We start from the raw sequence: 22,960 nt of genomic DNA, 5'->3' as shown, positions 1-22,960 counted from the left end.
CTCAATTCCATCGTGTCTGGAATATCTTCTGGGTATCCGCGACGGTACGCTGGCGCGTGAACGTAGCCGTGGGTATTTCCAACTGGGCCTTCAAGAGATGGCCATCAGCCCGGCAATCAATCCCCGGGCACCGCGCTGACACCACTGGATCGCGCGGCGCCGTCTTTGCCGCCCTTGTTTCAGGTACGTTTGCCTCGGCGGCATCGGCCCGATTTGAGAACGATGGCACGGTCGAGGCCAGCCAGGAAACGCTCCCAGCCAGTACTGTCTCGAAATCAATGTAGCCCTTCTTAAACGACGCAGTTGCTGTGACGAGATAGCTGCCGGCCTTCCGCGGCCAATCCCAGGGTCGTTCCACCTCTACCCATGTGCCGACGGAGCAAAAGCTCTTCGCGGTGTCCGCATCTGCATTTTCCGGCACGACGAATGCATAAAGTTCGCGTCGCTCTGTCGGCGGAAATGGCACCGCGTAATCGAGATCCACGCGGTCCGTGGTGCGCGGTAGCAGTCGGGTGACCATTCCGTGGACTGGCTGGGCCCAGGCATCCGATTCAACGAGAACCTTCGAGCCGATCGATAGCGCCTGCGCTTGACGTTCCGAAAAGATGGCTACGACGAAGGCTTCCTTGCAATCAACGGTTTGCACCAGCGTATCGCCCGCATTCACCTGCTTTCCGGCTTGCGCGACCGCCTTGTAGATTTTCTCGGACGGGGCAACACCGATTTCCGCATTAGCCAATTTGCCGATGCGCCTGTTTTCGGAATCGGTAAGATTTTGCAGTTCGGCAAGGCGCGTACCTATCGACGCGATCTGCATGTCGATTTGCGAAACGTCGGCTGTTCGCGCACGTATCTCGTTTTGAAGATTTTGCAGATACTGGTTGTTGTCGCCCACATAGATGCCTCGCTGCGCGAAGTCGAGATCGTCGGCTGACATCGCTACTTTGATCCTGGCCGCCTCAATTTTGGAATCTTCCCATTTGATCTTGTTGACCAGTTCATCCTTGGTTCCTGGAAACACGCCTTTGGAGACCAGCAGGAGCTTGCGCCTCGAATCGAGTTTTTCATTCTCGGCAGAGTATGTAGCGAGGTTGAGCGCCACTTCTGCATCGCGGAGGGCGTTACTGGTGCGGGCAATCAAGGCCAATCGCTGAATTGCCAGTTCCGTTTCAAGATCCTTGATGCGTCTGCGGTAATCCTCGAGGTTGCCCCGCTTCAGCGTCAACTCGTTGCGCAGCGAAGTTGATTCCACCTGAAGGCCGATGAAAGTAGAGCGATCGATGCGCTCATTCTCGACGACCGCAACTGGACCTTCCGGAAACTGATCCCGCATCGCCTGCACATCTGTGACGATGCCACTGATTGGCGATGTTATGGATTTTATGGGAGCGTTGACAACGGCTCTTACCGACGTGGAGGTGAATACCGGCGGCATGACTGACGACGTGAATACGGTCGCCAAGATGCCAAGCACACTGTAGGAGGCAATTCGAACGGAGCTTGGTCGCCCCGCTAGCGGTATTTTTTGGTCTTGTGAAATCATAGTTTCGCTCCGCAACAGAGATGCTTCAACTATGTTTCCTGCCCTCTCCCCCTTACATCCTTTTTATTTCCCCCTCTATTGCCTAAACGATCACAGATAAGATGATTCTTCGCAATACCTAACGAAATACATCATTGTGCTTAGCAAGTCTGCCGCTTAATTCACCGTTTAGCTGAATTATTCGCCATCGCGATCACCGGCTCCTTGACGTTGACCTTTCGACCGGCGTTCCGAGCCGGTCATCCCTTGCGTTAGGATCACACTGTGCTGCACCCATTTCGTTCTCCTTTGACATTGGCCCCGAGAAGAACTCACGAGAACAGCGCGGATGACCGACTGTCCGCTGCCAGGACACCCAACACGAGAAGCGGACATCAGAGTTCGTGGCCCCAAGGTCTGCGATTGGCCCCAAGCGGACATGAGTGAATGTGGGCAAGAGACAGACGTCCGAGTCGGTGGCAGTGTCGTTTAGAAAGCATACGACAAATGCAGCTTACCCTCCCAAACATCCAGTCCACCTTGCCCGAAACTCAGATATCCGGCGCTGGCCTCCAGCTGAAAGGAATCAGTCAGTAACATCCTCGCACCCGCTCTGAGCAAAAAGCTCCAGGGAGACGGGGTAGCCTCTTTCAAGTCCCCTGTCAGAATCTGGCCGCCGTTGGGCCGTTCGAATTCGTAATTTGCGCCGATTTCGGCGAACGGCATGACGTATTTTCCGTTATCAAGGTTAAATATGCGGCTGAATTCCGTGGATGCTTCCAGTACCCCATAATTGAAATCGTCTTCGGGAAACCGGACGTTAATGGGAAGTCCAAAGATGTCGCCGCTCATCTTGTATTGATCGCTGGCGATATGCGCATAAGAAACGGACGCTTTCGGACGAACAAAGTATTCGCCCATGGTATATTGTCCGTGGAACGTGACTGAGCCCGAGTAGCGCTGTGAATCGTAGCTTCCATCCAGGATACTAAGTTCAATCTGATTGTCATATTGACCATAGGTCAGCGATGCATCCACTGCCCAGTGCGGTGAAAGACGCACCGCCACGTATGGGCCGACGCTGATACCATTGGTGTCTGCTTTGAGCAGATCGCCATAGCCGGTGGTACGGCTGTCCTCGATGGCAAAAGACAACCCGGCAACGACATCGTCGGTCAACCGACGGTCCAGCCCGAACGTCACGCTTCCGTAGCGTGTATCCACATCGAGGCCATAACGGCCGTCGGAAGTCCCGATGAGGCTGCCCTCGGCCCAGGCGTTCCACAATGTGGATTGAACAAGGTCACGCCCCTCGGTCAGTGGCACCGTTCCATAGCGGGCGGCAATCGCCGCAAGTGTTTCTTGTGGGCAAATCGGCAAATTCTGCGCTTGAGCTGGTGTCGCGCTGCGCGGATCAATGCATTTTTGCGGTGGGGACGCGACCACCCTCCCACCTTTTTGTCCTTGTGTCTGAACACCACCAGGATTGCTTGGGAGCGTGCTGTCTGGCGGCAAGGTACCGGCGGGAGGGTTGACGACACCCTGCGGCGCATTCGGCATGGTCGGACGGCCGGGCGTCAATGTCGCGCTTCCGCCCGTTCCAGGAACTCCGGGCGTTACGCCGCCGGGCGGCAGGGTGCCGACAGGAGGGCGTACCGCTCCGGGGACCCTCGGCGTCAGTCCACTTGGAGGAAGTGCGGCCACTGGCGGCCTGGCACCCTGAGGTAAATTTGGCATGGTTGGTCGACCAGGAGTTATCCCTCCCGGAGCCGGAACCCTGCCCACTGGAGGCCTGACCCCGCCTGAAACGCCCGGCGTCAGGCCGCTCGGCGGTAGTGTGGCGATGGGAGGCCGAACACCCTGAGGCAAGTTGGGCATCGACGGCCGGCCAGGTGTGACGCCGCTCGGCGGTGTCGGCGGCTTGAAATCCGGAAAGAATGTGCCGATAGGAGGCAAGACGCGGCCGGGTAACGTCACCATGGGCAGCGTGATGTTTGGCGGTATCGTAAATCCACCTTTTTGATTTTGCGTGTCGATGAGGCAGGGCTTGCTGTCGCCGACGTCGTAGAGCTTATGAGTTCCGCCATTGCCACTCGATACAAACGGTGAAGCCGAGACGTGTAATCCGCGCTTCGAGCGATCCCAGGTGTCAACTGTTGTATTGCCCTGGGCGGCCTCGAGGCTAAACGATCCGGGCGCGGTGCCCGAAAGCCAAACCGACTTGGTCCCGTCGGACGTATTGCCCAGATAGACCAAACCACCACTTGATTTGCAATTGGCGGCAAGTGCTGGGCTTCCGGCGATCGGGAAAAGTGCGGCGAGAAATATGATGCTTTTAGAACAAAGTCTTTGCTGAAGGTCCATTCCAACCGTCCCCTTCGGTTAGAAGTTGATGCAAATCGACAGATGGAGCGACAACAGTCATTCTAGCTCGAATGATATAAATTTACTCCAATTTCTTACTACTAAAGGCTTAATCTGGTTAAAGCGTTGCCGAAATGTCTCAATAATCGACGACTTCCTGCACAAATAGCTCAGACGTCACTTCTTATGAATAGTCGTTTTTGGTGACCGCACCGTCAGAACGGCCGATTATCTGGAACCCGCGATGCCGCCACGCAGCAGCAGGCCGCGGTGGACAAGCTTCGCCAGTTCAAGGCAAAAACGGGGCGCGAGCCCAGCATTCTGATCATTCTCGTCGATGACATGGGATTTGGCGATCCCGGTGCGTACGGCGGCGGAATCATGTCATCGCCTCTCGCATCCGGCGGGGCGTTTGGCCGTACGTTTTTTTGAAGACTTTCCCGAAGCGCCCGGCGCTTTCGAAGCCGACCTCAATGGCGATGTCGATCAACGGGGCCTTGCTTTGTAACAGCAACGCCCGCGCCCGCTGCATTCTCAGTTCCATATAGACCTGGGCGGGCGACTTTCCTATTTTCTGCTGGAACAGGCGCTCCAACTGGCGGCGCGAGACGCGAGCGGAGTCAGCAAGTTGCTGGAGACTGATGACGTGTTCGACATGCTGCTCCATTGCAATGAGGATGGACTTCAGACGATCGTCATTACAGTCGATATCGAGGGGTCTGCGTGGCTGAACGTCAAGCGTAGTCCGGGCTCGTTCTATCTGCAGCACCTCAAGCGCATTGCGTTCGGCGTCCTTGCTGATCGACTGGCGCACAATGAGGGCCGCCAGGTCGGCCGCGCTGCTGCCGCCGGCGCACGACCCCCGCATTCTGTCGAGCTGATAAAGCCGATCCGACCGTACGATCAGATTGGGAAAGCGCCCCCTGAAGGCCTCATAGTGAAGCCAACTCACACACGTCTCATGGTTTTTCATCAGGCCCAACTCAGCCAGAATGAATGACCCGGTACACACCCCGATCAACGGCACCTTTTGTACGTCCGCGCGCTTCAGGAACGCGATGGTATCGTAGTCGACCGGGCGCTCGACGTTGAGGAGACCTCCGACGACGACAATGTAGTTGAACTGAGCGGGGTCAACGAAATCGGACGTCGGTGCCACCTCGACTCCGCAACTCGATCTGATCAGATGCCGGGTACTGCCGAGAACCTGCCAGTCGGCAAGCACGCGGCCAGAACGATCGAGCTCATCACTGGCAAGTCGCAGCGTGTCGACGAACATGGCGAAAGCCGAAAGCGTAAACGACCTCGCCAGGACGAAGCCGATCTTTAATCTCGGCGCTCCGGAATCCGCAGATGTGTATCTCATGCATCATCCTCCTCGGGCGTCATCGACAACGACTGGGCTTTCCGGAATGCGGCATCGAGACCGGCGCGAACCGCATTGTCAAATCCCATCTTCCTCATGGCAATGATGCCAGCTGCCGTCGTTCCGTTGTAGTCCACGAACGCCTTTACGGTGTCCGCCGGAGACGTGTTATCCGCCTCCTGAAGCCTGCCAGCTCCAATGATGACCTGCTCGGCTGCGCGCTGGGCGATCTCGGCGGGAATGCCGCGGCCCATCGCATCATTCATCATGGCTTCTGCGAGCAAGGCCGGAAACGCCGCGCCCGACCCGGACATCGCCGTGAAGTAGTCAATATGGCTCTCTTCGGCGACTGCGTCGACCGCTCCACACGAGCGGAAGATCGCACCAACGATGGCGAGGTCATCTGGCTGCGCATCATGCATGAAGTAAGGCGTATAGGAGAAGCCGATTGCTGCGGCAGCATTTGGCAAGGCTCGCGCTACGCGCGCCGTCCCAAGGCGCTTTCCGATGTCTGCGACCGGAACGCCCGCCATGACCGAAATGACGAGTTTGCCTGCGGCGTCCGCCTCGACCGACATCCAGTCATCGGGCCTGACCGACAGGATGATCACATCCGAGCGATCAACGAGTTCGCCATTGTCGGAGGTCCATGTGCATCCGATCGCGTCCTGCGGCTTCCGGCTCCGATAGGAGCATATGAGGTCGTGGGGAGCGACGGCCGCGGAGTGAACCAGCGCCCTGGCAATGGCGTAACCCAGCCAGCCCGCACCGCCTATGATGCCCACGCGCCCCACGTCAGTCATTGCGTCTTCTCCTCACCTTATCTGGAATCCGTGCATCAACGGATCACGATCGTCGACGAAGATGGTGTTGTGGCCGATGATTCTCGCCCAACCAGAGACGCTTGGCCTGATGCCTTTGAAGTGGCCAACCGCAATCTCACCTTCAACCTTGCCTCCGAACACCGTACCAATCAGGCTTTCCTGCCGATACATTTCGCCTACTCCCAGCCGGCCCTTGCCATGAAGCTGTGCCATGCGCGCCGATGTCCCCGTGCCGCCGGGCGAGCGATCGATCGCCTTGTCCCCGTAGAAGACCGCACCGCGACCATCGGCATCCGGACGTGTCGGCGCGTCGCACCAGAGCGCGTGATGCACGCCCCGTATCCTTTCGTCCTCGGGATGGACAGGATCGCAGATCGAGGCGAGTGCGTCACGCAAACTGCGGCTCATCTCGATGATGTCGCCACCCGACATGCCGTCGAGACCGGACCATGCATCCTGTGGCTCGACAACCGCATAGTAGTTTCCGCCATAAGCGATGTCGACAACGAGACGTCCCGCACCAGGAACGTCAACTTCGACGTCTGCGGCGTGCAAATAGCTCGCAACATTGAACATGCGTACGGATTCTACAAATTCGCCGGGCTTGTCGTAGACGATGTCGACCTTACCGGCAGGTGTCTCGATGGAAAGCCGGCCCGGAACCCTGGGTGTCACAAGCCCTTCCTCGATGGCAGCCGTAACGAGCCCTATGGTTCCTGCGCCGCACATCGGAAGACAGCCACTCACTTCGATGAAGATGACCGCGAAATCGCAATCCTCGCGGTACGCTGGATAGATGATCGCCCCGGACATGATGTCATGGCCGCGGGGTTCGAACATCAATGATTGACGGATCCAATCATGATCGCGGATGAAAAGCTCCCGGCGTTCAGCGATCGGAAGGTGCGGCAGCAGGGGGCCGCCGCCGGCGACCAACCTCACGGGGTTTCCACACGTGTGAGAATCAATGCAGAAGAAACTGCGGCGCATGCTCATCCCCTTCTCAAACAGCGGTGCTAGGTGTGGTTCGACCGCGTTGGAGCGCGCCCTTTGATAGCCTGTCGAGAAGAATGGCGATCGCGACTATAGCCAAACCTGCCCGCAGGCCCAGCCCCATTTCCATGCGCGTCAGGCCGCGTGTGACCTCCGCACCGAGACCACCTGCCCCGACGAGGCCGGCCAGAACGACCATTGCCAGCGACAGGAGTATGCACTGGTTCAACCCCACGCGAAGCGTAGGCATAGCCGATGGGATTTCGATTTTCAGAAGAATGGATTTTGGAGAAGCGCCGGTCGCCTGTCCAAGCTCGAGCAGGTCTTTCGGAACCTGGTTGAATGCCAGCGTCGTCAACCGCAGCATCGGTGGGATGCCGTAAACGATTGTCGCAATGATGGCAGGCACGCGGCCGAGACTGAAGATCATGACGGCGGGAATGAGATAAACCCAAGGTGGAACGGTCTGCATGATATCGAGCACCGGACGGACGGCCGCTTCAAATTTCTTATGCCTCGATGCAAGTATGCCCAAGGGGAACGCGATGAGGACTGAGATGCTGACCGCGACTGTCACGAGGGCCAGGGTCTGCATTGACGCCACCCAAAAACCTGCCAGCCAACAGAAGAACAAGGAAATCAACGTGATCGCCGCGACGCGCGCGTTGATAAGGGCCGCAGCGAGGAAGACGGCTACAAGAATGACGGCATAGGGTGGCAAAAATAACAGGACTGATTCGATGCCGCCCAACACGGATTCTATCAGTCTTGCCAGACCATCAAAGAACGGATGGAAATTGGTGTTGAGCCAATCGACGGTTGGAGCCAGGTACTTGCCGGGCGATAGCTGGAATGACTCGGGGTTCATCGGTCTGTCTCCTTCGCACGGTCGACGGCGCTTTGCGTGAGCCGATCGAGGACCATCGTGAGTATGACGATGGCAATCGCGGCATTGATCGAAGTGGCGATATCCAGTGTTCTGATGGAGCCATAGATCGTCTCGCCGAGCCCACCCGAGCCAACGATGCCTGCTATGACGACCATGCCAAATGCCATCATGAGGCTTTGATTGATTCCCGCCATTATGCTGGGGATCGCGAATGGAAGCCTGATCTTGGCAAACATCTGCCAGGGCGTCAGACCGGTTGCTTGACCGAGTTCGATGAACTCACGCGGTGTCATGCGAATGCCAAGCGAAGTCAGTCTGATTGCCGGCGGCATTGCGACGATAACAGTGGCGATGAGTGCCGTCGCCGGTCCATAACCAAGGAGTGCAATCGCCGGAAGGAGATAGATGTAAGGTGGAAGCGTCTGAATGAGGTCCAGGACAGGCTCGAGGACACGGTCAAGTGCTTTTGAAAATCCTGCAACGACACCAATCGGAATCCCTATAAAAAGGGCCAGCACCGTCGCGGTCATCACGAGGGCGAGCGTACTCATTGTCTCCGCCCACAATCCCATGAAGGCACATAGGATAAGGGCAAGACCGGCCAGCGCACCGAACCAGATGTTGACCAGCCGCGATCCGAGCGCTGCGGCGAGGATCGCGATTACGTAGAATGGAGCGAGCTGAAGCAGCCACAGAATGCCGTCATACGTGCCCTCCAGAACCGCGCGGATGAAGTCGAACAGGCCCTCACCATTGTCGCTGATCCAGCTGAGTATGACATCGGTCCATTCGTCGAAGGTATCGGTAATGACTGAGATATCCATGTCATTTCTCCTCTACCCGACATCCACTGCGGCAGTTGACGTTCCGGCAACGCCGCGAAGCAGGCAACGGGTAGTCACCACACCGATGATGGCGCCGTTTTCAACCACTGCGACCGCGTCGCGATCCGACTGCATCGTAAGATCGATCAGTTCGGCAATGTCGGCCTCCGGTGATGCGTGCAACAGGACGCCGAGGTTGGCCCCAGGGTGCAATCGCTTGTACTCGTCGACGGGCTGCATAACCGAATGCGCTCTGACCAAGTGGATTTTTGAAATACCCGCCACAAAATCGGCGACGTAACCGTCTGCGGGCTTGGTAACGATCTGTTCTGCTGTGCCCACCTGGACGATCATGCCGTCCTTCATGATTGCAATCCGGTCACCGATGCGGATGGCCTCTTCAAGGTCATGCGTGATGAACACGGCTGATTTTCCGAGCGACTTCGTCAATTGCCGGAACTCATCCTGAAGCTGCCGGCGGATCAGCGGGTCAAGCGCGCTGAATGGTTCATCCATGAGGATGATTTCAGGATCTGCTGCAAGGGCTCGGGCAAGGCCCACCCGCTGCTGCATGCCACCGGACAATTCGTCCGGGTAACGCGTTGTCCAGTCCCCAAGCCCGACCTTTTCCAGCGCGGCACGGGCGATCTCATTGCGCTTGTCCTTTGCGATGCCTCGCACTTCGAGGCCAAAGGCGGCGTTTTCGAGGACGGTCCGGTGTGGAAGCAGTGCGACACTCTGGAACACCATGCCGATATTGCGCGCCCGCATGTCACGAAGTTCGCCGGCATTGAGGGATGCGATGTCCTTGCCCTTGACCGTGATCTTGCCGAAGCTCGGCTCGACCAGCCGGTTGAGCAGACGGATAAGTGTCGACTTGCCGCTGCCCGAAAGCCCCATGATGCAGAAAATCTCACCACGGCGGACCTGAAGGCTCGCACCGGAGACCCCGACCACGCAGTTAAACTCATTGAGGACCTGTGACTTGGACAGCCCCCGCTCGGAAACCGCTTTGGCGGCGGCGGACGAGCGAGCACCGAATATCTTCCAGACGGACTGGCACTCCACGAGCACTTCATTGGCATTGTTGATGGTGTTCATCGTGTTCATCGCGTTCCCCGCAAGCCGGCTATCAGCCGATCTAACTGTGGTCGGTTGCGGGCCGCCGCGGTAGCGACGACCCGAGCTTGGATGCTATTCGCTCTTGATGTTCTCCCAGCGCTTCAAAAGGTCGGCATGCTTATCTGTCCAATCCTTCACGGCCTCATCCATCGTCTTGCCTTCGTTCACTGCGCTATTGATCGCGGTTATGTCGGCGAGCGGGACGTACACACTGGCGAGAAGTTCGCGGGCATGCGGATTTTCAGCTGAGAAGCCCTTCTTGCCGATCCAGTAGTAACTCTGGGGTGGAGGGAACACGCCCTTGGGATCCTTGAGGAACTTCACATCATATTTCTGCATCATCCAGGACGGCTCCCAGATGGTTACGGCAATCCATTCCTTGCGATCGGTGGCCGACTTCAGAGCCGCTGTCATGGCGGCCGTGCTGCCTTCGACAAGCTGGAGCTTGAGGTCATAATCCTTGACGGAGTTGCTGGTGTCGCGCATCAGGCCAGAGCCAGGTTCGATGCCTACGATCTTGCCTCCAAACTTGTCGGCATTTTCATTCAGCTGCTCCATGGAGTCGATCGTCACGTATTTCGGCACAGCGACGCCCTGGAACAGGCCGTGAGAGACCGGAGCGATTTTCTCCAGACGCTTCTTGTTTTTGTCCCAGTAATCTTGAGCGACGTAGTCAGTCTGTGAGGCGAGGATCTGGATGTCGCCCTTGGTGAGCGCAGCATAGGCGATGCCCCACTCGGAGAACGGTACGACCTTCACGGTATAGCCGGAGTCTTCCAGTACTTTCTTGGTGATCCCGGTGATAGGCGTGAGGTCCTCCCAGGACATCGTTCCCACGGTAATTGTCTTCTCCTCAGCATGGGCGGACAGCATGGTCATGCCAACCATCGCCGCGGCGCAGAGCGCTTTCCACAAAGTTTTCATTATCAGTCTCCTACTTGTTCCCATTCTCGTTGAAGACCTGCCTGAGACGCGGCCTCCACATTGCGCGGTAAGGGATTATCCCTCGCGGCCTGCACGCAATTCCTGCAAGCGGATCACAGCGTTGACGCCGAGCCAGGCGAATGGCTCGGGCGGAAGCTTCGAAGGCTTCGGTTGATCCGAATATTCATCGAGCATTTTTGAGCGGGTGGCGGTCGCCAGATCGGCGGCCATAAGACCCGCAAGCGTACTTTTCACGGTACCGAGGCCATTTTCGCAGCACGCGGAATAGAGGCCCTCTTCTACCTCGCCGAAGGCGGGTACATGGTTCAGGCTGAGACAAAGGCGTCCCGCCCAACTGAATTCGAACGGCACGCCTGCAAGGCCGGGAAACCTGGCGTCGAGAGAGTGGCGATGCTCCTCGGCCATCCTGGCCAGCCTGCGTTCCGTCAAAGAAATCTTCGTCTCGTAGGTATATTTCGTGCGGATCACGATGCGCGACTGCCCGGCATGGGTGATCTTTCGGACCGTCGCGCCCATGGCATCAGCTGGAAGCAGTGCCCATCGGTCGTGCCCCGAGACGCGGCGACCGAGATCAGCGGCACGGAAAGCGCCAGTCATCGACGCATAAGCGAAGATGTGCATCAGTCGACCGCGAAAATATCCGAAATCATCAATGTGGCCGTTGACACCCGCGATCACGCTGGGCGCGCTGACTTGGCCCCTTGGCGAGGCCGCGGTCCATATGCCCTTGTCCCGTTTCAACGATGTAACGGGCGAACGTTCGAAGAGGTCAACATTCTTTGCCAGCCCCGCCGCGAAGCTGCGAATGTAGTCGGCAGGTTGAATCAAGACCGCGCCGGGTGTGTAGAGCCCGCCCAGATAATAATCCGATCCCGTAAGTTCGCGCATCTGGGCGGCGTCGAGGAAGGAATGTTCTTCACCCGCGTTCCTGAGGGATTTGCCAAAAGCCAGGTTCAGTTTCATGCCACGTACTGTCGCCGCGGCATTGATTTTTCCTGAACGGTCGAATGTTTCGCGCGACATGCCGTATTCGGCGGCCGCCTCGGCCGCAAAGGCTATTGCCAGCCGGTTTTGAGCCATTTCGAGCAGCGTCGCGTCGGCGCTGCCGCTCGAGTATTCGCCCGAGGACAGATTGTGCGGAACGTCGATCATGTATCCCGAGTTTCGGCCCGAGGTCCCTTTACCGACTTCGCTTGCTTCGAGAATGACGATCTTGTCGTCCGGGCGCAGCTGACGCAGACGGCGAGCGGCGGAAAGCCCGGCAAAGCCGGCGCCAATGATGAGCCAATCCGCGGTCACGTTGCCTTCGAGGCTCCGGACAGGAAACGAACGCGTACTGATCGCCTCCCAGCCCGAGATGCCGTTTTCTGCCGGCAAACGCTTGACGGACTTCGTGATCATCGGACCGTTTCGTCCACCGAACGGTCCGAGACATCGATCCAGATCGTCTTGAGTTCGCAGTAGTTGTCGTGGGCAAAAACCGACTTGTCGCGCCCGCCAAAACCGGATTCCTTGTAGCCGCCGAATGGCGTTGTCGCGTCGCCCTCCCCAAAGCAGTTTACCGTGACGAGGCCCGCACGAATCTCGCGGGACAGCTTGATCGCCCTGCGCAAACTTCCGGTGAAGACCGATGCCGTCAGACCATAATTCGTGTCGTTGGCCAGAGCGACGGCTTCGGCCAGGGTATTGAACGTCGTGACCGAAAGGATCGGGCCGAAAATCTCCTCCTGAAACAGGCGGCTTGCCGGCGTAACCCCGTCTACGACGGTCGGCTCGATGTAGATGCCGCTTTGCGTTTCGCCGCCATGGGCGACTGATAGCTTTTCGCTCTTCACGCTGTCGAGAAAGGAGCTCACCTTGTCGAAGTGTTCTTTGCTCACGAGCGCGCCGATTCGGTTTTCCGGATCGAGCGGATCGCCCGTCTTCCATTCGCGCATGTAGGCACCGATCCGCTCAAGCAGTTCGTCCTTGACCTTGGCGTGAACAATCAACCGCGATGTCGCTGAGCAGTTCTCCCCCATGTTCCAGAAAGCGCCGTTGACGACCTGTTCGGCAACAAGATCGAGGTCCTCGGCATCCTCAAGAACGACAGCGGGGTTCTTGCCGCCGCATTCGAGGACGACGCGCTTGAGGTTCGAGTCTGCCGCATAGCGCAGAAAACGCCGGCCTGTCGGTGTCGATCCGGTGAACGCGACCATGTCAACATCCATGTGCAGGCCCAGCGGTTCTCCGACTTCCTTGCCACCTCCTGGAACGACGTTGAAGACGCCAGCCGGTATACCTGCCTCGTGGGCGAGTTCGGCGACCCGAAGCGTGGTCAGCGTCGTATCCTCCGCGGGCTTGACGACCACCGAGCATCCCGCGGCAAGAGCGGGCCCGATTTTCCAGGCCAGCATCAGAAGCGGAAAATTCCATGGCAGGACGCATCCGACAACGCCCACGGGTTCACGAACGACCATGCTGAGCGCATTGGAGCCCACGGGCGCCGTATGATCATAAAGCTTGTCGATGAGTTCGGCGTGCCAACGCAGGGTGTGAATCGTATCCGGAATGTCGACTGTCTGGCATTCGCGCACAGGTTTTCCGCTGTCGAGACTTTCCATGACCGCGAGTTCGTGACGATTGCGCTCGATCAGCTTGGCCAGCTTCAAGAGGACGGCCTTGCGCTCAGCAGGGGATTGGAGCCGCCAGCGGCCATCGTCGAAGGCCTCCCTCGCCTTGGCCACGGCGACATCGACGTCGCCGGCGTCGCATGCAGCGATTTCGGCAAGTGTCTCACCGGTCGCGGGATTCGTCGTATCGAACCGGTTGCCTGCGATCGCCGGACGGAATGCACCATTAATGAATGCATTGGTCGGAAATTCGAGGTTCGCAGCTATCGCCCTGTATTCAGCGGCGCTCAGGGGTTCATGCATGATTGGCTCCCGACGTGATGTGGGCGACCGTGCGCTTCAGCGTGGCAACGACAGTCTGGAGGGTTTGCTTTTGCTGTGAATCGAGTGGACGCAACGGTGCGCGAACGGAGCCGGCTTCGAGACCGATCATTTCGCATCCGTGTTTGATCGACTGGACGAACTTGCCGCACTCGAGGAAATCCATCAGGGGCAGCATGGCAGTCATGATCGCCCGGCCCTTGGCGAAGTTTTTTTCGATCACGCAAGCTTCGTAGAGAGCAACATGTTCGCGCGGGAGAAAATTGGAACCGGCACAGACCCAACTCCTGGCACCCCATGCGAAAAACTCCAGTGCCTGGTCATCCCAACCGCAGGAAAGCGCGATATGGGGGAACTTCCGGGCGAGCAGATGGAGATTGGCCATGTCGCCGGAGCTTTCCTTGATCGCGACGACGTTTCGGGATTTGCCCACACGTGAGAAATATTCATCTCCCATCATGACCCCCATGCGGGCAGGATAGTTGTAGAGCATGATTGGCAGGTTGGCCGCACGGTCTACCGTGAGCGCATGGACCGCATTCTCACGCTCCGTCGGCAAGGCATATGGCGGAGACGAAACGAGAATTGCATCTGCGCCGATCTCCTTTGCCGCCTTGGCATATTCGACCGACTCTTCGGTTCTGATCGCGCCGGTTCCGACAATAAGCGGCAGCCGTGTGCCAATCACATCCCTGGCATGGGCTGCAAGGTCGAAGCGCTCCTGGGCGCTCTGGGCGTAGTATTCGCCCGTCGACCCGCCGACGATAATGCCGTGCACTCGGGCCTCGATGAGCGATTCGAGCACTGCCGCAAAGGCTGCCTTGTCGATCAGGCCGTCGGAACTCAACGGAGTTATCGCTGGTGTATAGATGCCTTCAAATTTCACGACGATTTCTCCAGGGCTGCAATGGGAGGCTCGACAAGGGCATCCGCCTTCATTCCTTCAGGTGCGATGAACATTTCCATGTTCTCGCGCGACAGTTCCCAGTGTTCGAAAACCAGATCGACGACCGTGTCCTCGTCATGCGACGCGATCGCGGCAATGAAACCATCATGGTGATCAATCGCGAGCTGCAAACGCATGCGCATATCGTCATTGCGGGGACGGAAGAATGTGTGACCGATCCGGGCGTGATCGATGAGCAGCCGGCCGAGGCTCGGCTGCAGGTAGGCATTCCAGGACATTTCCCCGATGATTTCGTGAAAACGGTTGTTTTCGAGAACCATGGCCAATGTGTCGCCACTATCACTGGCGTCACGGAAGCGCTCCTGCGTGTCCTTGAGATCCGACAACTGGCGCGGCTTGAAATTCTGGACGGCCAGTCGGCCGATGGCAGCATAAACCATTGGAGCAACAAGGAAAAAGTGGCGTAGCGTCTGATGGTTCATCGGAATGACACGCGCACCGCGGTTCTCGCGGATATCGATGTAGCCCTCACCCTGGAGGCGGCGGAAAATCTCGCGGACCGGCGTGCGGGAAAGGCCGTAGCGCTCACTCAGGCTCACCTCGTCCAGATCCTCATCAGGGTCCAGCTCCATTGTCAGGATCTGCCGTTTGAGATCGTCATAAAGGCTGTTCTTGCCGCGTTTCACCTGACACCTCCCGCTGGATTTCCATGGAACAGGCCGTTCGATCCGTTTCCATGCCCAAAACTCTCACGCCAACGGGCCAAAGTCAACAAAATTGTATTTTTTAAGTACACAATTAAAATAATCTAAGAATACAAAGAGGATAGCCGCTTCAAATCGATGGAATGTGGACGACATGAAACCTTATCCCCACCGCAGATTCGGCACGGGTAGGCTCTAGCGGCATGGGAAACTCAGCGATCGAGCGAGCATGCTCGACATCAGCAAACCTCGGTGCTGACCTGTCTGGTTGGCCCCGCTTGTGCTCTCGACCGCGCCAATCTACCTTGGATATTGACCCCTGCCTCGATAACGTGCGGCTATCGGCATGGACCTTCACAGGAGATTGGCAATGCAACTTGGTATGATTGGACTGGGGCGCATGGGCAGCAATATGACACAGCGCCTGATGCAACATGGGCACGAGTGCATCGTGCACGACACCCGCGCCGAAAGCATGACCGATCTGCAGCGGCAGGGCGCAAGGGGAACAACGTCCCTCGAGGAGTTTGTGAGCCTGCTGTCACGGCCCCGCGCCATCTGGCTGATGCTGCCCGCGGCCGTTGTCGACACCGTGCTTGCCAAGCTCGTCCCGCTTCTCGATGCCGATGACATCGTCATCGACGGCGGCAACTCCTATTATCACGACGATATCAGGCGCAGCGGCGCATTGAAGGCGAAGGGCATACATTACGTCGATGTCGGCACGAGTGGCGGCATCTTTGGTCTGGAGCGCGGCTATTGCCTGATGATCGGCGGTGAAAAGGACATCGTCAAACATCTGTCGCCGATCTTCGCCGCCCTGGCGCCCGGCAGAGGCGACGTACCGGTGACGCAGAGCCGGGCGGACAAGGCCAATGATGACAGTACGGCCGATCAAGGCTTTCTGCACTGCGGACCGCATGGCGCCGGCCACTTCGTCAAGATGGTGCACAATGGCATCGAGTATGGGCTGATGGCAGCCTACTCCGAAGGCCTCAACGTCTTGCGCAATGCAGATATTGGCCTGCGTTCCCACGAAGCCGACGCGGAAACGACGCCGTTGCAGCATCCCGAGCATTACCAGTACAATTTCAACCTGCCGGACATTGCCGAAGTCTGGCGACGCGGCAGCGTCATCAGTTCATGGCTCCTCGACCTGACCGCCGACGCACTTTACGAAGATCCGGGCCTTGCAAGCTACGAGGGGCATGTCTCGGATTCAGGTGAAGGGCGCTGGACCGTCATTGCGGCAATCGATGAGGCGGTGCCGACGCCAGTGCTGAGTGCAGCGCTGCAGGAGCGCTTCAGTTCCCGCGGCAATGCCGATTTTGCCAACAAGATCCTCTCCGCCATGCGCCGCGAATTCGGCGGCCACGTGGAGAAATCGCCACCGAAGGCGTGAAAGCCGGCCCTTCCTGGAGTTCTTCGGAATGGGCCACCTGAGCTTCAATGACGGTGACCAACCTCGCTGTCGAGATGCGCCATTTGCGCTTCGGCGTAGCGTGTACCGGCGGCAGCCCCCTTCGGGACAGCCATTTCGATAGCGGCCATGTCGTCAGGCGTCAGCGTCAGTTCATACGCACCAAGCGCCTCCGCCAGCCTGTCACGGCGACGGGCGCCGATCAGGGGGATGATATCCTGCCCCTGTGCAGCAACCCAGGCGATGGCGACTTGTGCAACCGTCGCACCCTTGCCCGCCGCGACGTTCTGCAAAGCGTCCACGAGGGCGAGGTTCTTGTCGACATTTTCACCCTGGAACCGCGGACTATACGCCCGGAAGTCTCCGGGAGCAGCCTTGTCCTTGCTCCAATGGCCGCTGATCAGACCCCGTGACAGCACACCATAGGCGGTGATGCCAATGCCTAGCTCGCGGCATGTATCAAGAATGCCATCTTCAATCCCGCGGGAAACCAGCGAGTATTCGATCTGGAGATCGACGATCGGATGGACAGCGGCGGCCCTTCTGATCGTCTCCGGACCCACCTCGGACAATCCGATATGCCTGACAAAGCCTGCCTTTACCAGGTCAGCCACAGCACCAACGGTGTCTTCGATCGGCACGTTGGGGTCGAGGCGCGCCGGGCGGTAGATATCGACATGATCGACGCCCAGCCGCTGCAGCGAATAGGCGAGGAAGTTCTTGACCGCCTGTGGCCTGGCATCAATGCCTGTCCAGCCACCCGCCGGATCACGAAGGCCGCCAAATTTGACGCTGATGATCGTGTCGTCGCGCTTCCTGCCGCCCAGCGCCTCGGCAATCAGCAGCTCATTGTGGCCCGATCCGTAAAAGTCACCAGTGTCCAGCAGGTTTATGCCCGCATCGAGTGCCGCATGGACCGTGGCAATGCTTTCTGACCTGTCCGAGGGACCGTACATGCCCGACATGCCCATGCAGCCCAGTCCAATTTGAGAAACACGCGGTCCTGTCGCGCCAAGTTGACGATATTGCATTTTCAAACTCCTGACCCTGTCTTGGATGAAATGTTTGGCTCACCATAAAAGATCTTGGTTTGTGCGATAATCCTGCTTACTGTGCACGGGCTGTACGGATAAATGCACAATGACAGACCCGGACCTATCGGACCTCGGAGCACTTGTTGCCGTCGCTCGGGCACGTAGCTTTCGCGCTGCGGCGACCCTTCGCGGCGTCTCCGCCTCATCCCTGAGTGACGCCATTCGCAGGCTGGAAGCGCGGGTTGGCGTTCGCTTGCTCAACCGCACCACGCGCAGCGTCACGCCGACGGAAGCGGGTAACCAGCTGCTCGAACGCCTGAGACCGGCGCTCGGCGAAATTGCCGGGGCGCTGGATGCGCTGAACAGCTTTCGCGACAGTCCGACGGGCACGCTGAAGCTCAATGTGCCGACCATTGTGGCACGGCATATCCTTCCCTCCATCGCCAATCGCTTCCTCCTGGCACATCCCGGTATTACCCTTGAGATTTCGGCCAGCGATACCTTCATTGACGTCCTGGCGGCCGGCTTCGATGCTGGCATTCGCTATGATGAAAGTATCGAGCGCGACATGATCGCGGTGCCGATCGGGCCGCGGACCCAGCGCTTCGTTGTCGCTGCAGCTCCCTCCTATATTGCGGTGAATGGAATGCCGCAGCATCCCCGCGATCTGCTCAATCACGCCTGCATCCGCCATCGCTTTGCCAGTGGCGTGATCCCGAATTGGGAATTCGAGCGTAACGGGAAGGTCGTCAGAATAACGCCGAACGGGCCATTGATTGCTTCAACCATCGAAATGGAAGTAGGAGCCGCAGTCGCCGGGCTGGGGCTGGTCTGTACTTTCGAGGAATGTCTGCGCGACGCCTTGCAAGGCGGCGAGCTGGTCCCCGTGCTGGAGCATTGGTGGCAGGAATTTACCGGTCCGCGCCTTTATTATCCGAGCCGCACGCACATGCCTGTTCCCCTGCGGGCCTTCGTGGATTTCATCAAGGGCAGCAACGAACGCGCGCTGGCCAGTCCCTAGCAGACCCTTGCATCCACGACTTTGCTGTGGCATGACGCGCGTCCCTCACCGAAGGCACTGATCGCTTGCCCGTGCAGGCAGCATCGAAATTCGCGATATCAATGGAAAACAGGAGTGCGGCAATGGCTCAGGCGCTGGGTTTCGACTTTGGCACCACCAACACCGTCATGGCATTGGCCGACGGGGCTACGACGCGTTCCATGCCGTTCACCAGCGCCGCCGGAACAGCGGACAGCATGCGCACCGCCCTATCCTTCATGAAGGACCCCGTCGCCGGCGCCTCTGCGTTGAAAGTGGAAGCGGGTCACGCCGCCATTCGCCAGTTCATCGACCACCCGGGCGAATGCCGTTTTCTCCAATCCATCAAGACCTTTGCGGCCAGTGCACTCTTCCAGGGCACCCTGATCTTCGCCAAGCGGCAGACCTTCGAGGATCTTATGGAAATATTCCTGCGCCGCCTGCGAACCTATGCGGGCGACTGCTGGCCATCCGATGTCAGCCGCATCGTCACGGGTCGGCCGGTCCATTTCGCGGGCGCCAATCCGGATCCGCAGCTGGCAACCGAGCGCTACAATGCAGCACTGCGCCGCTTCGGCTTTCCGGAAATCCATTTCGTCTACGAGCCGGTCGCTGCCGCATTCTATTTTGCGCAGAACCTCAAGGCCGATGCCACGGTGCTGGTTGCCGACTTTGGCGGCGGCACGACCGATTACTCCATCATTCGCTTTGAAACGTCCGGAGGCAAGCTCAGCGCCACGCCGATTGGCCACTCCGGCGTTGGTGTCGCGGGCGATCATTTCGACTATCGCATGATCGATCAGATCGTGGCGCCTCAGATCGGCAAAGGCAGTCTGTTCAGAAGCTTCGACAAGACCCTCGAGGTTCCCGCATCATGGTACGCCAATTTCGGCCGCTGGAACCAGCTCTCGATCTTCAAGACATCGAAAGAGTTCACTGCCCTGAAGAAACTGGTTCGCGACAGCCTCGAACCGGAAAAACTCGAGATATTCGTCGATCTTGTTGATCATGATGAGGGTTATCCGCTGTATCAGGCGGTTTCTGCCACCAAGATCGCCTTGTCGGCGCAGGACGAGGCGGAGTTCAACTTTGCGCCCCTGGGCCGCGGAGGCCGCAAGACGATACGACGTTCCGAGTTCGAAAGCTGGATCGAGGGCGATCTGGCACGCATTGAAGCTTCGCTAGACGATGTCCTTGAGAAGACCAAAACCCTGCCGGGGCAGATCGACAAGATATTCCTGACCGGCGGGACATCTTTTGTTCCAGCCGTGAGGCGGATCTTCACCGAGCGGTTTGATCGGGGCCGCATCGAAAGTGGTGGCGAACTTCTCTCCATCGCCCATGGACTGGCACTTATCGGCGAGCGCGAAGACATCCTGCAATGGACCGCATGATTGGCTGGTGCGTCTAGGGCAAGTTTTGTCTATTTGAAGTCGACTTCAAATAGACAAAACTTGCTCTAGGGATGACAACAGAAGCATAACCAGCTATCGAACAGCCGAAGAGGTCAAGGCAGCGGCCAGAAAGCTGGAAGTCATGAAAGAAGCGATTACGCTCAAGCAGTTGAAGGAAGCGGTTGGCACGGAGGTCGGCTGTTCCGAGTGGCGGGTCGTCAGTCAGCAAATGATCGACCAGTTTGCTGATGCAACCGATGACCATCAGTTCATCCACACGGATCCGGAGCGCGCCGAAAAGGAAACGCCTTTCGGCGGTACAATCGCCCACGGCTTCCTGACGATTTCGCTGCTGTCCACACTGGCTTACGAAGCGCTGCCAATGATAGAAGGCGCGACAATGGGCATCAACTACGGTTTCGACAAGGTGCGCTTCATGGCGCCGGTCAAATCCGGCAAACGGGTGCGGGCTCACTTCAAGCTGGTTGATGCGGATATTCGTCCGTCCGGTCGCGTTCTCAACAATTATGAAGTGACACTCGAGATCGAGGGATCACTGAAACCTGCGCTGGTTGCCAATTGGCTCACCATAGCCGTGCTGGAACATCCGCCGGAAATGGATTGAGTCCCCTAGGCCGTAAACTCATAAATCTGGTGAGAAATGGTATGAGGTCATCTGTTCGGATACGAGGAGCAAAGGCGATGGCAATGTTTATCCATTGCCGAGCCCTTTGCGACACAGTAGCCGGGCAGATGAACCATATCCTTCGGACGCTGAAACGGCTTCAAGCTGCAGTGTCGAGTTGCTCGGCCGGGGGAAAGACCCCGCCCTTCGCAACTCTCCTCGCATCTTCTTGCCGTTCCAAGCGCCATTTCCGCTACATTTATGATTTTACGGCCTAAGCCGCGAGCTTGCCAAGCTCGTCGAGTGGGGGCGCACTTTCACGATAGGTTGTGACCAAATCCCTGAATGCAACCGGGCCCTGAACGAACATCCCGATGTCATAGGGATTGCGGATCTGTGCACCCTTTAGAAACAGCAGATGCATCTTGAAGAAATTCTGCTTTGCGCGTGCATAGCGTTTGGCGCTGTGAATGTGCTTGAAGCGGATGCGGCGGATAATCGGCGCTTTGCGCGGTGTTATGCCAATGGCCGCCGCCGGATCAGATTTGTAGAAATGCACAATGTCGGAGATCGTCTGGAACTCCGCCCACAATACGGGCGTCTCCTGGAGAACGATACGCATATCCTCCCGCAAGCCAGTGGCACGCGGATGAAAGGCAATCATCAAGAGGCATGAACCCGCCGCAAGCAGCGACACCGGCTTCCGCTTGAGCAGTTCCGGATTGCTGCGCCAAACGTCGGCGATTGCCTCAATGGCAGGAACGGTGCCGAGACTATGCCCGATGATCACCACCTCATCCGCATCACTCGCCCGCAGCTTTGCCACCAGATGATCCGCGAATGCCTGGCGCCGCTGCAGAATGCGCGCGTTTCGTCCGTAGATCCGGTCCGACGCGGCGGCCCAGTCATCAAGCAGATAGGAAAAGAAGAACTTCTCGCCGGGCCAGCGGATGAGCACGCGGCCAACAGCCAAGGCGACCGGGATCGACCAGAAGAGATGAAGCCCGCTATGGCCCGCCGACAGCGGCGCCAGCGCCACGCCAACCGTCACGAGCGTGATGAAGCAGGCAAGGGCAAAGGGCCACATGAAGAAAATGCCGAAACGCCAGCTGGTGCGCACGTATCGCCAGAAGGTCCCCGTCAGCAGGATATCAAGAAATGCCATCAATCCAGTTGCAAACCGCGTGGCAACGTTCCGGGCCGCATAGGCATCAAAGATATCGGCGGTGCCGTACTGACAGAATTCCGTTTCCGTGCTCCAGTTGATGCCACTGGTCATGATCTGCATGCTGGCGATATTCTGCCCTTCCTCAAGCATGCGGCTCGCTTGCGTCTTGGCGCGCCAGAGGCGATTGAAGTCAGCAGCGCTGTTCATGTAGCGTCCCCGCACCGCATCGGGGTGCAACCCCTCATAGCCGGTAAAATTGATGATCAGACGCTTCTTGACGGCCATTTCGTTTCTCTGCGCGAAGAGACCACACGGAATCGGCAGCCACTGGCGCTCTATATGGTAGAGGGCGAAGCAATTGCGACCCCTCTCTCGGAGCGCATCTATCATGGAATAGAGAATAATCGATATCAGACCAAGGTATAGCAACGTCCATTGGTGCGATGGCCTGTCGGTGCGTGGGTTTACGGACATCCTGCCAACTCAACATAACGGCTTGCCTTGGCGCTGTGCGTGGTTCGACAAGCTCACCATGTGGGAAGTGGGCTGTGCTGCGTTGGCATCGTTCGGTTGCAACGGCGATGCAGGATAATGCTCCCCGGAATCCCCCACCGCCGTCATCCTCGGGCTTGACCCGAGCATCCAAAATGCTTTGCCGCTTATGCAAGAAGGCCCTTGGCCTTCCGGAGTTGAAATGGGTCCTCGGGTTAAACCCGAGGACCGAGGATGACGGAGAGGGCGGTGTCAGGATAACGGCTGGTCATCCCGCACAGCGCCTTTGCAAAAAACTTATCCACGCCCTCCGAACCTCGCTTATGCTCCTTCCCGTCCTTCCCGTGGGAACTGCTTCCGGAGCCGTTCGAAGTGGGAGAAGGACCGGCGCCTCC

At 58.1% G+C, this 22,960-nt stretch carries 19 protein-coding genes; 4 read left to right on the top strand and 15 right to left on the bottom strand.

What is annotated here, in order from left to right:
- Position 1: 1 nt before the first annotated feature.
- The 13 genes from K9U38_RS13540 to K9U38_RS13480 form a co-directional block, all read right to left on the bottom strand.
- Positions 2-1,543, bottom strand: a complete 1,542-nt coding sequence (locus tag K9U38_RS13540) for an HlyD family secretion protein (RefSeq protein ID WP_224494867.1) — start codon at positions 1,541-1,543, stop codon at positions 2-4.
- 468 nt (positions 1,544-2,011) lie between these two features.
- Complete coding sequence (locus tag K9U38_RS13535; protein WP_224494866.1) at positions 2,012-3,886, bottom strand: autotransporter outer membrane beta-barrel domain-containing protein; 1,875 nt, start codon at positions 3,884-3,886, stop codon at positions 2,012-2,014.
- Positions 3,887-4,265: 379 nt separating this feature from the next.
- A complete protein-coding gene (locus tag K9U38_RS13530) occupies positions 4,266-5,252 on the bottom strand; it encodes a GlxA family transcriptional regulator (RefSeq protein WP_224494865.1) in 987 nt (328 codons plus the stop codon).
- On the bottom strand, positions 5,249-6,055 hold the full coding sequence (locus K9U38_RS13525; RefSeq protein ID WP_224494864.1) for a pyrroline-5-carboxylate reductase family protein: 807 nt from the start codon (positions 6,053-6,055) through the stop codon (positions 5,249-5,251). The genes K9U38_RS13530 and K9U38_RS13525 overlap by 4 nt, the downstream gene beginning before the upstream one ends.
- A gap of 12 nt (positions 6,056-6,067) precedes the next feature.
- Positions 6,068-7,066 carry a 4-hydroxyproline epimerase gene (locus K9U38_RS13520; RefSeq protein WP_224494863.1) on the bottom strand — a complete coding sequence of 333 codons (999 nt, stop codon included), beginning with the start codon at positions 7,064-7,066 and terminating at the stop codon, positions 6,068-6,070.
- A gap of 13 nt (positions 7,067-7,079) precedes the next feature.
- The gene (locus tag K9U38_RS13515) at positions 7,080-7,937 is read right to left on the bottom strand and encodes an ABC transporter permease (RefSeq protein WP_224494862.1); all 858 of its coding nucleotides are present in this window, start codon (positions 7,935-7,937) and stop codon (positions 7,080-7,082) included.
- Positions 7,934-8,782 (bottom strand): ABC transporter permease, encoded by an 849-nt coding sequence (locus tag K9U38_RS13510; protein ID WP_224494861.1) that lies wholly within the window; start codon positions 8,780-8,782, stop codon positions 7,934-7,936. The genes K9U38_RS13515 and K9U38_RS13510 overlap by 4 nt, the downstream gene beginning before the upstream one ends.
- A gap of 12 nt (positions 8,783-8,794) precedes the next feature.
- Entirely contained in the window at positions 8,795-9,892 is a 1,098-nt protein-coding gene (locus K9U38_RS13505) for a quaternary amine ABC transporter ATP-binding protein (protein ID WP_370631929.1), read from the bottom strand.
- 84 nt (positions 9,893-9,976) lie between these two features.
- On the bottom strand, positions 9,977-10,828 hold the full coding sequence (locus K9U38_RS13500) for a glycine betaine ABC transporter substrate-binding protein (RefSeq protein ID WP_224494860.1): 852 nt from the start codon (positions 10,826-10,828) through the stop codon (positions 9,977-9,979).
- 75 nt (positions 10,829-10,903) lie between these two features.
- Positions 10,904-12,250: an NAD(P)/FAD-dependent oxidoreductase gene (locus K9U38_RS13495; protein WP_224494859.1), complete on the bottom strand. Its 1,347-nt coding sequence runs from the start codon at positions 12,248-12,250 to the stop codon at positions 10,904-10,906.
- Entirely contained in the window at positions 12,247-13,764 is a 1,518-nt protein-coding gene (locus tag K9U38_RS13490) for an aldehyde dehydrogenase (RefSeq protein ID WP_224494858.1), read from the bottom strand. The genes K9U38_RS13495 and K9U38_RS13490 overlap by 4 nt, the downstream gene beginning before the upstream one ends.
- Complete coding sequence (locus K9U38_RS13485) at positions 13,757-14,668, bottom strand: dihydrodipicolinate synthase family protein (protein ID WP_224494857.1); 912 nt, start codon at positions 14,666-14,668, stop codon at positions 13,757-13,759. Before K9U38_RS13485 ends, K9U38_RS13490 begins: the two co-directional genes overlap by 8 nt.
- Positions 14,665-15,375 carry a GntR family transcriptional regulator gene (locus tag K9U38_RS13480; protein WP_224494856.1) on the bottom strand — a complete coding sequence of 237 codons (711 nt, stop codon included), beginning with the start codon at positions 15,373-15,375 and terminating at the stop codon, positions 14,665-14,667. Before K9U38_RS13480 ends, K9U38_RS13485 begins: the two co-directional genes overlap by 4 nt.
- 388 nt (positions 15,376-15,763) lie before the next feature.
- On the opposite strand from K9U38_RS13480, the gene gnd reads away from it, so the two are divergent.
- Positions 15,764-16,795, top strand: coding sequence for a phosphogluconate dehydrogenase (NAD(+)-dependent, decarboxylating) (gene gnd / locus K9U38_RS13475; RefSeq protein WP_224494855.1), 1,032 nt, complete (start codon positions 15,764-15,766; stop codon positions 16,793-16,795).
- Between the two features lie 44 nt (positions 16,796-16,839).
- On the opposite strand, the gene K9U38_RS13470 is transcribed toward gnd, so the two are convergent.
- Positions 16,840-17,844: an aldo/keto reductase gene (locus tag K9U38_RS13470; RefSeq protein WP_224494854.1), complete on the bottom strand. Its 1,005-nt coding sequence runs from the start codon at positions 17,842-17,844 to the stop codon at positions 16,840-16,842.
- A gap of 109 nt (positions 17,845-17,953) precedes the next feature.
- Between K9U38_RS13470 and K9U38_RS13465 the strand changes: the two genes are divergently transcribed.
- The 3 genes from K9U38_RS13465 to K9U38_RS13455 all read left to right on the top strand — a co-directional run bounded on the left by K9U38_RS13465 (position 17,954) and on the right by K9U38_RS13455 (position 20,905).
- Positions 17,954-18,868, top strand: coding sequence for a LysR family transcriptional regulator (locus tag K9U38_RS13465; protein WP_224494853.1), 915 nt, complete (start codon positions 17,954-17,956; stop codon positions 18,866-18,868).
- 122 nt (positions 18,869-18,990) lie between these two features.
- Positions 18,991-20,280, top strand: a complete 1,290-nt coding sequence (locus K9U38_RS13460) for an Hsp70 family protein (RefSeq protein WP_224494852.1) — start codon at positions 18,991-18,993, stop codon at positions 20,278-20,280.
- Between the two features lie 142 nt (positions 20,281-20,422).
- A complete protein-coding gene (locus K9U38_RS13455; protein WP_224494851.1) occupies positions 20,423-20,905 on the top strand; it encodes a MaoC family dehydratase in 483 nt (160 codons plus the stop codon).
- A gap of 274 nt (positions 20,906-21,179) precedes the next feature.
- Here the strand turns inward: K9U38_RS13455 and K9U38_RS13450 are convergent, their stop codons facing one another.
- Positions 21,180-22,358, bottom strand: coding sequence for an alpha/beta hydrolase (locus tag K9U38_RS13450; protein WP_224494850.1), 1,179 nt, complete (start codon positions 22,356-22,358; stop codon positions 21,180-21,182).
- Between the last annotated feature and the right edge of the window lie 602 nt (positions 22,359-22,960).

The organism is Phyllobacterium lublinensis (assembly GCF_020164435.1).
GTDB lineage: Bacteria > Pseudomonadota > Alphaproteobacteria > Rhizobiales > Rhizobiaceae > Phyllobacterium > Phyllobacterium lublinensis.
The sequence above is the reverse complement of the archived record's forward strand: the minus strand, read 5'-3'. Positions and strand labels throughout refer to the sequence as shown.

Excerpts from the sequence above, each read along its gene's own strand:
- K9U38_RS13490 (WP_224494858.1), bottom strand. The coding sequence starts at position 13,764 with ATGCATGAACCCCTGAGCGCCGCTGAATACAGGGCGATAGCTGCGAAC.
- K9U38_RS13455 (WP_224494851.1), top strand. The coding sequence starts at position 20,423 with ATGAAAGAAGCGATTACGCTCAAGCAGTTGAAGGAAGCGGTTGGCACG.
- K9U38_RS13495 (WP_224494859.1), bottom strand. The coding sequence starts at position 12,250 with ATGATCACGAAGTCCGTCAAGCGTTTGCCGGCAGAAAACGGCATCTCG.
- K9U38_RS13465 (WP_224494853.1), top strand. The coding sequence starts at position 17,954 with ATGACAGACCCGGACCTATCGGACCTCGGAGCACTTGTTGCCGTCGCT.
- K9U38_RS13525 (WP_224494864.1), bottom strand. The coding sequence starts at position 6,055 with ATGACTGACGTGGGGCGCGTGGGCATCATAGGCGGTGCGGGCTGGCTG.
- K9U38_RS13505 (WP_370631929.1), bottom strand. The coding sequence starts at position 9,892 with ATGAACACGATGAACACCATCAACAATGCCAATGAAGTGCTCGTGGAG.
- gnd (WP_224494855.1), top strand. The coding sequence starts at position 15,764 with ATGCAACTTGGTATGATTGGACTGGGGCGCATGGGCAGCAATATGACA.
- K9U38_RS13520 (WP_224494863.1), bottom strand. The coding sequence starts at position 7,066 with ATGCGCCGCAGTTTCTTCTGCATTGATTCTCACACGTGTGGAAACCCC.
- K9U38_RS13500 (WP_224494860.1), bottom strand. The coding sequence starts at position 10,828 with ATGAAAACTTTGTGGAAAGCGCTCTGCGCCGCGGCGATGGTTGGCATG.
- K9U38_RS13450 (WP_224494850.1), bottom strand. The coding sequence starts at position 22,358 with ATGGCCGTCAAGAAGCGTCTGATCATCAATTTTACCGGCTATGAGGGG.
- K9U38_RS13535 (WP_224494866.1), bottom strand. The coding sequence starts at position 3,886 with ATGGACCTTCAGCAAAGACTTTGTTCTAAAAGCATCATATTTCTCGCC.
- K9U38_RS13530 (WP_224494865.1), bottom strand. The coding sequence starts at position 5,252 with ATGAGATACACATCTGCGGATTCCGGAGCGCCGAGATTAAAGATCGGC.
- K9U38_RS13460 (WP_224494852.1), top strand. The coding sequence starts at position 18,991 with ATGGCTCAGGCGCTGGGTTTCGACTTTGGCACCACCAACACCGTCATG.
- K9U38_RS13510 (WP_224494861.1), bottom strand. The coding sequence starts at position 8,782 with ATGGATATCTCAGTCATTACCGATACCTTCGACGAATGGACCGATGTC.
- K9U38_RS13540 (WP_224494867.1), bottom strand. The coding sequence starts at position 1,543 with ATGATTTCACAAGACCAAAAAATACCGCTAGCGGGGCGACCAAGCTCC.
- K9U38_RS13515 (WP_224494862.1), bottom strand. The coding sequence starts at position 7,937 with ATGAACCCCGAGTCATTCCAGCTATCGCCCGGCAAGTACCTGGCTCCA.
- K9U38_RS13470 (WP_224494854.1), bottom strand. The coding sequence starts at position 17,844 with ATGCAATATCGTCAACTTGGCGCGACAGGACCGCGTGTTTCTCAAATT.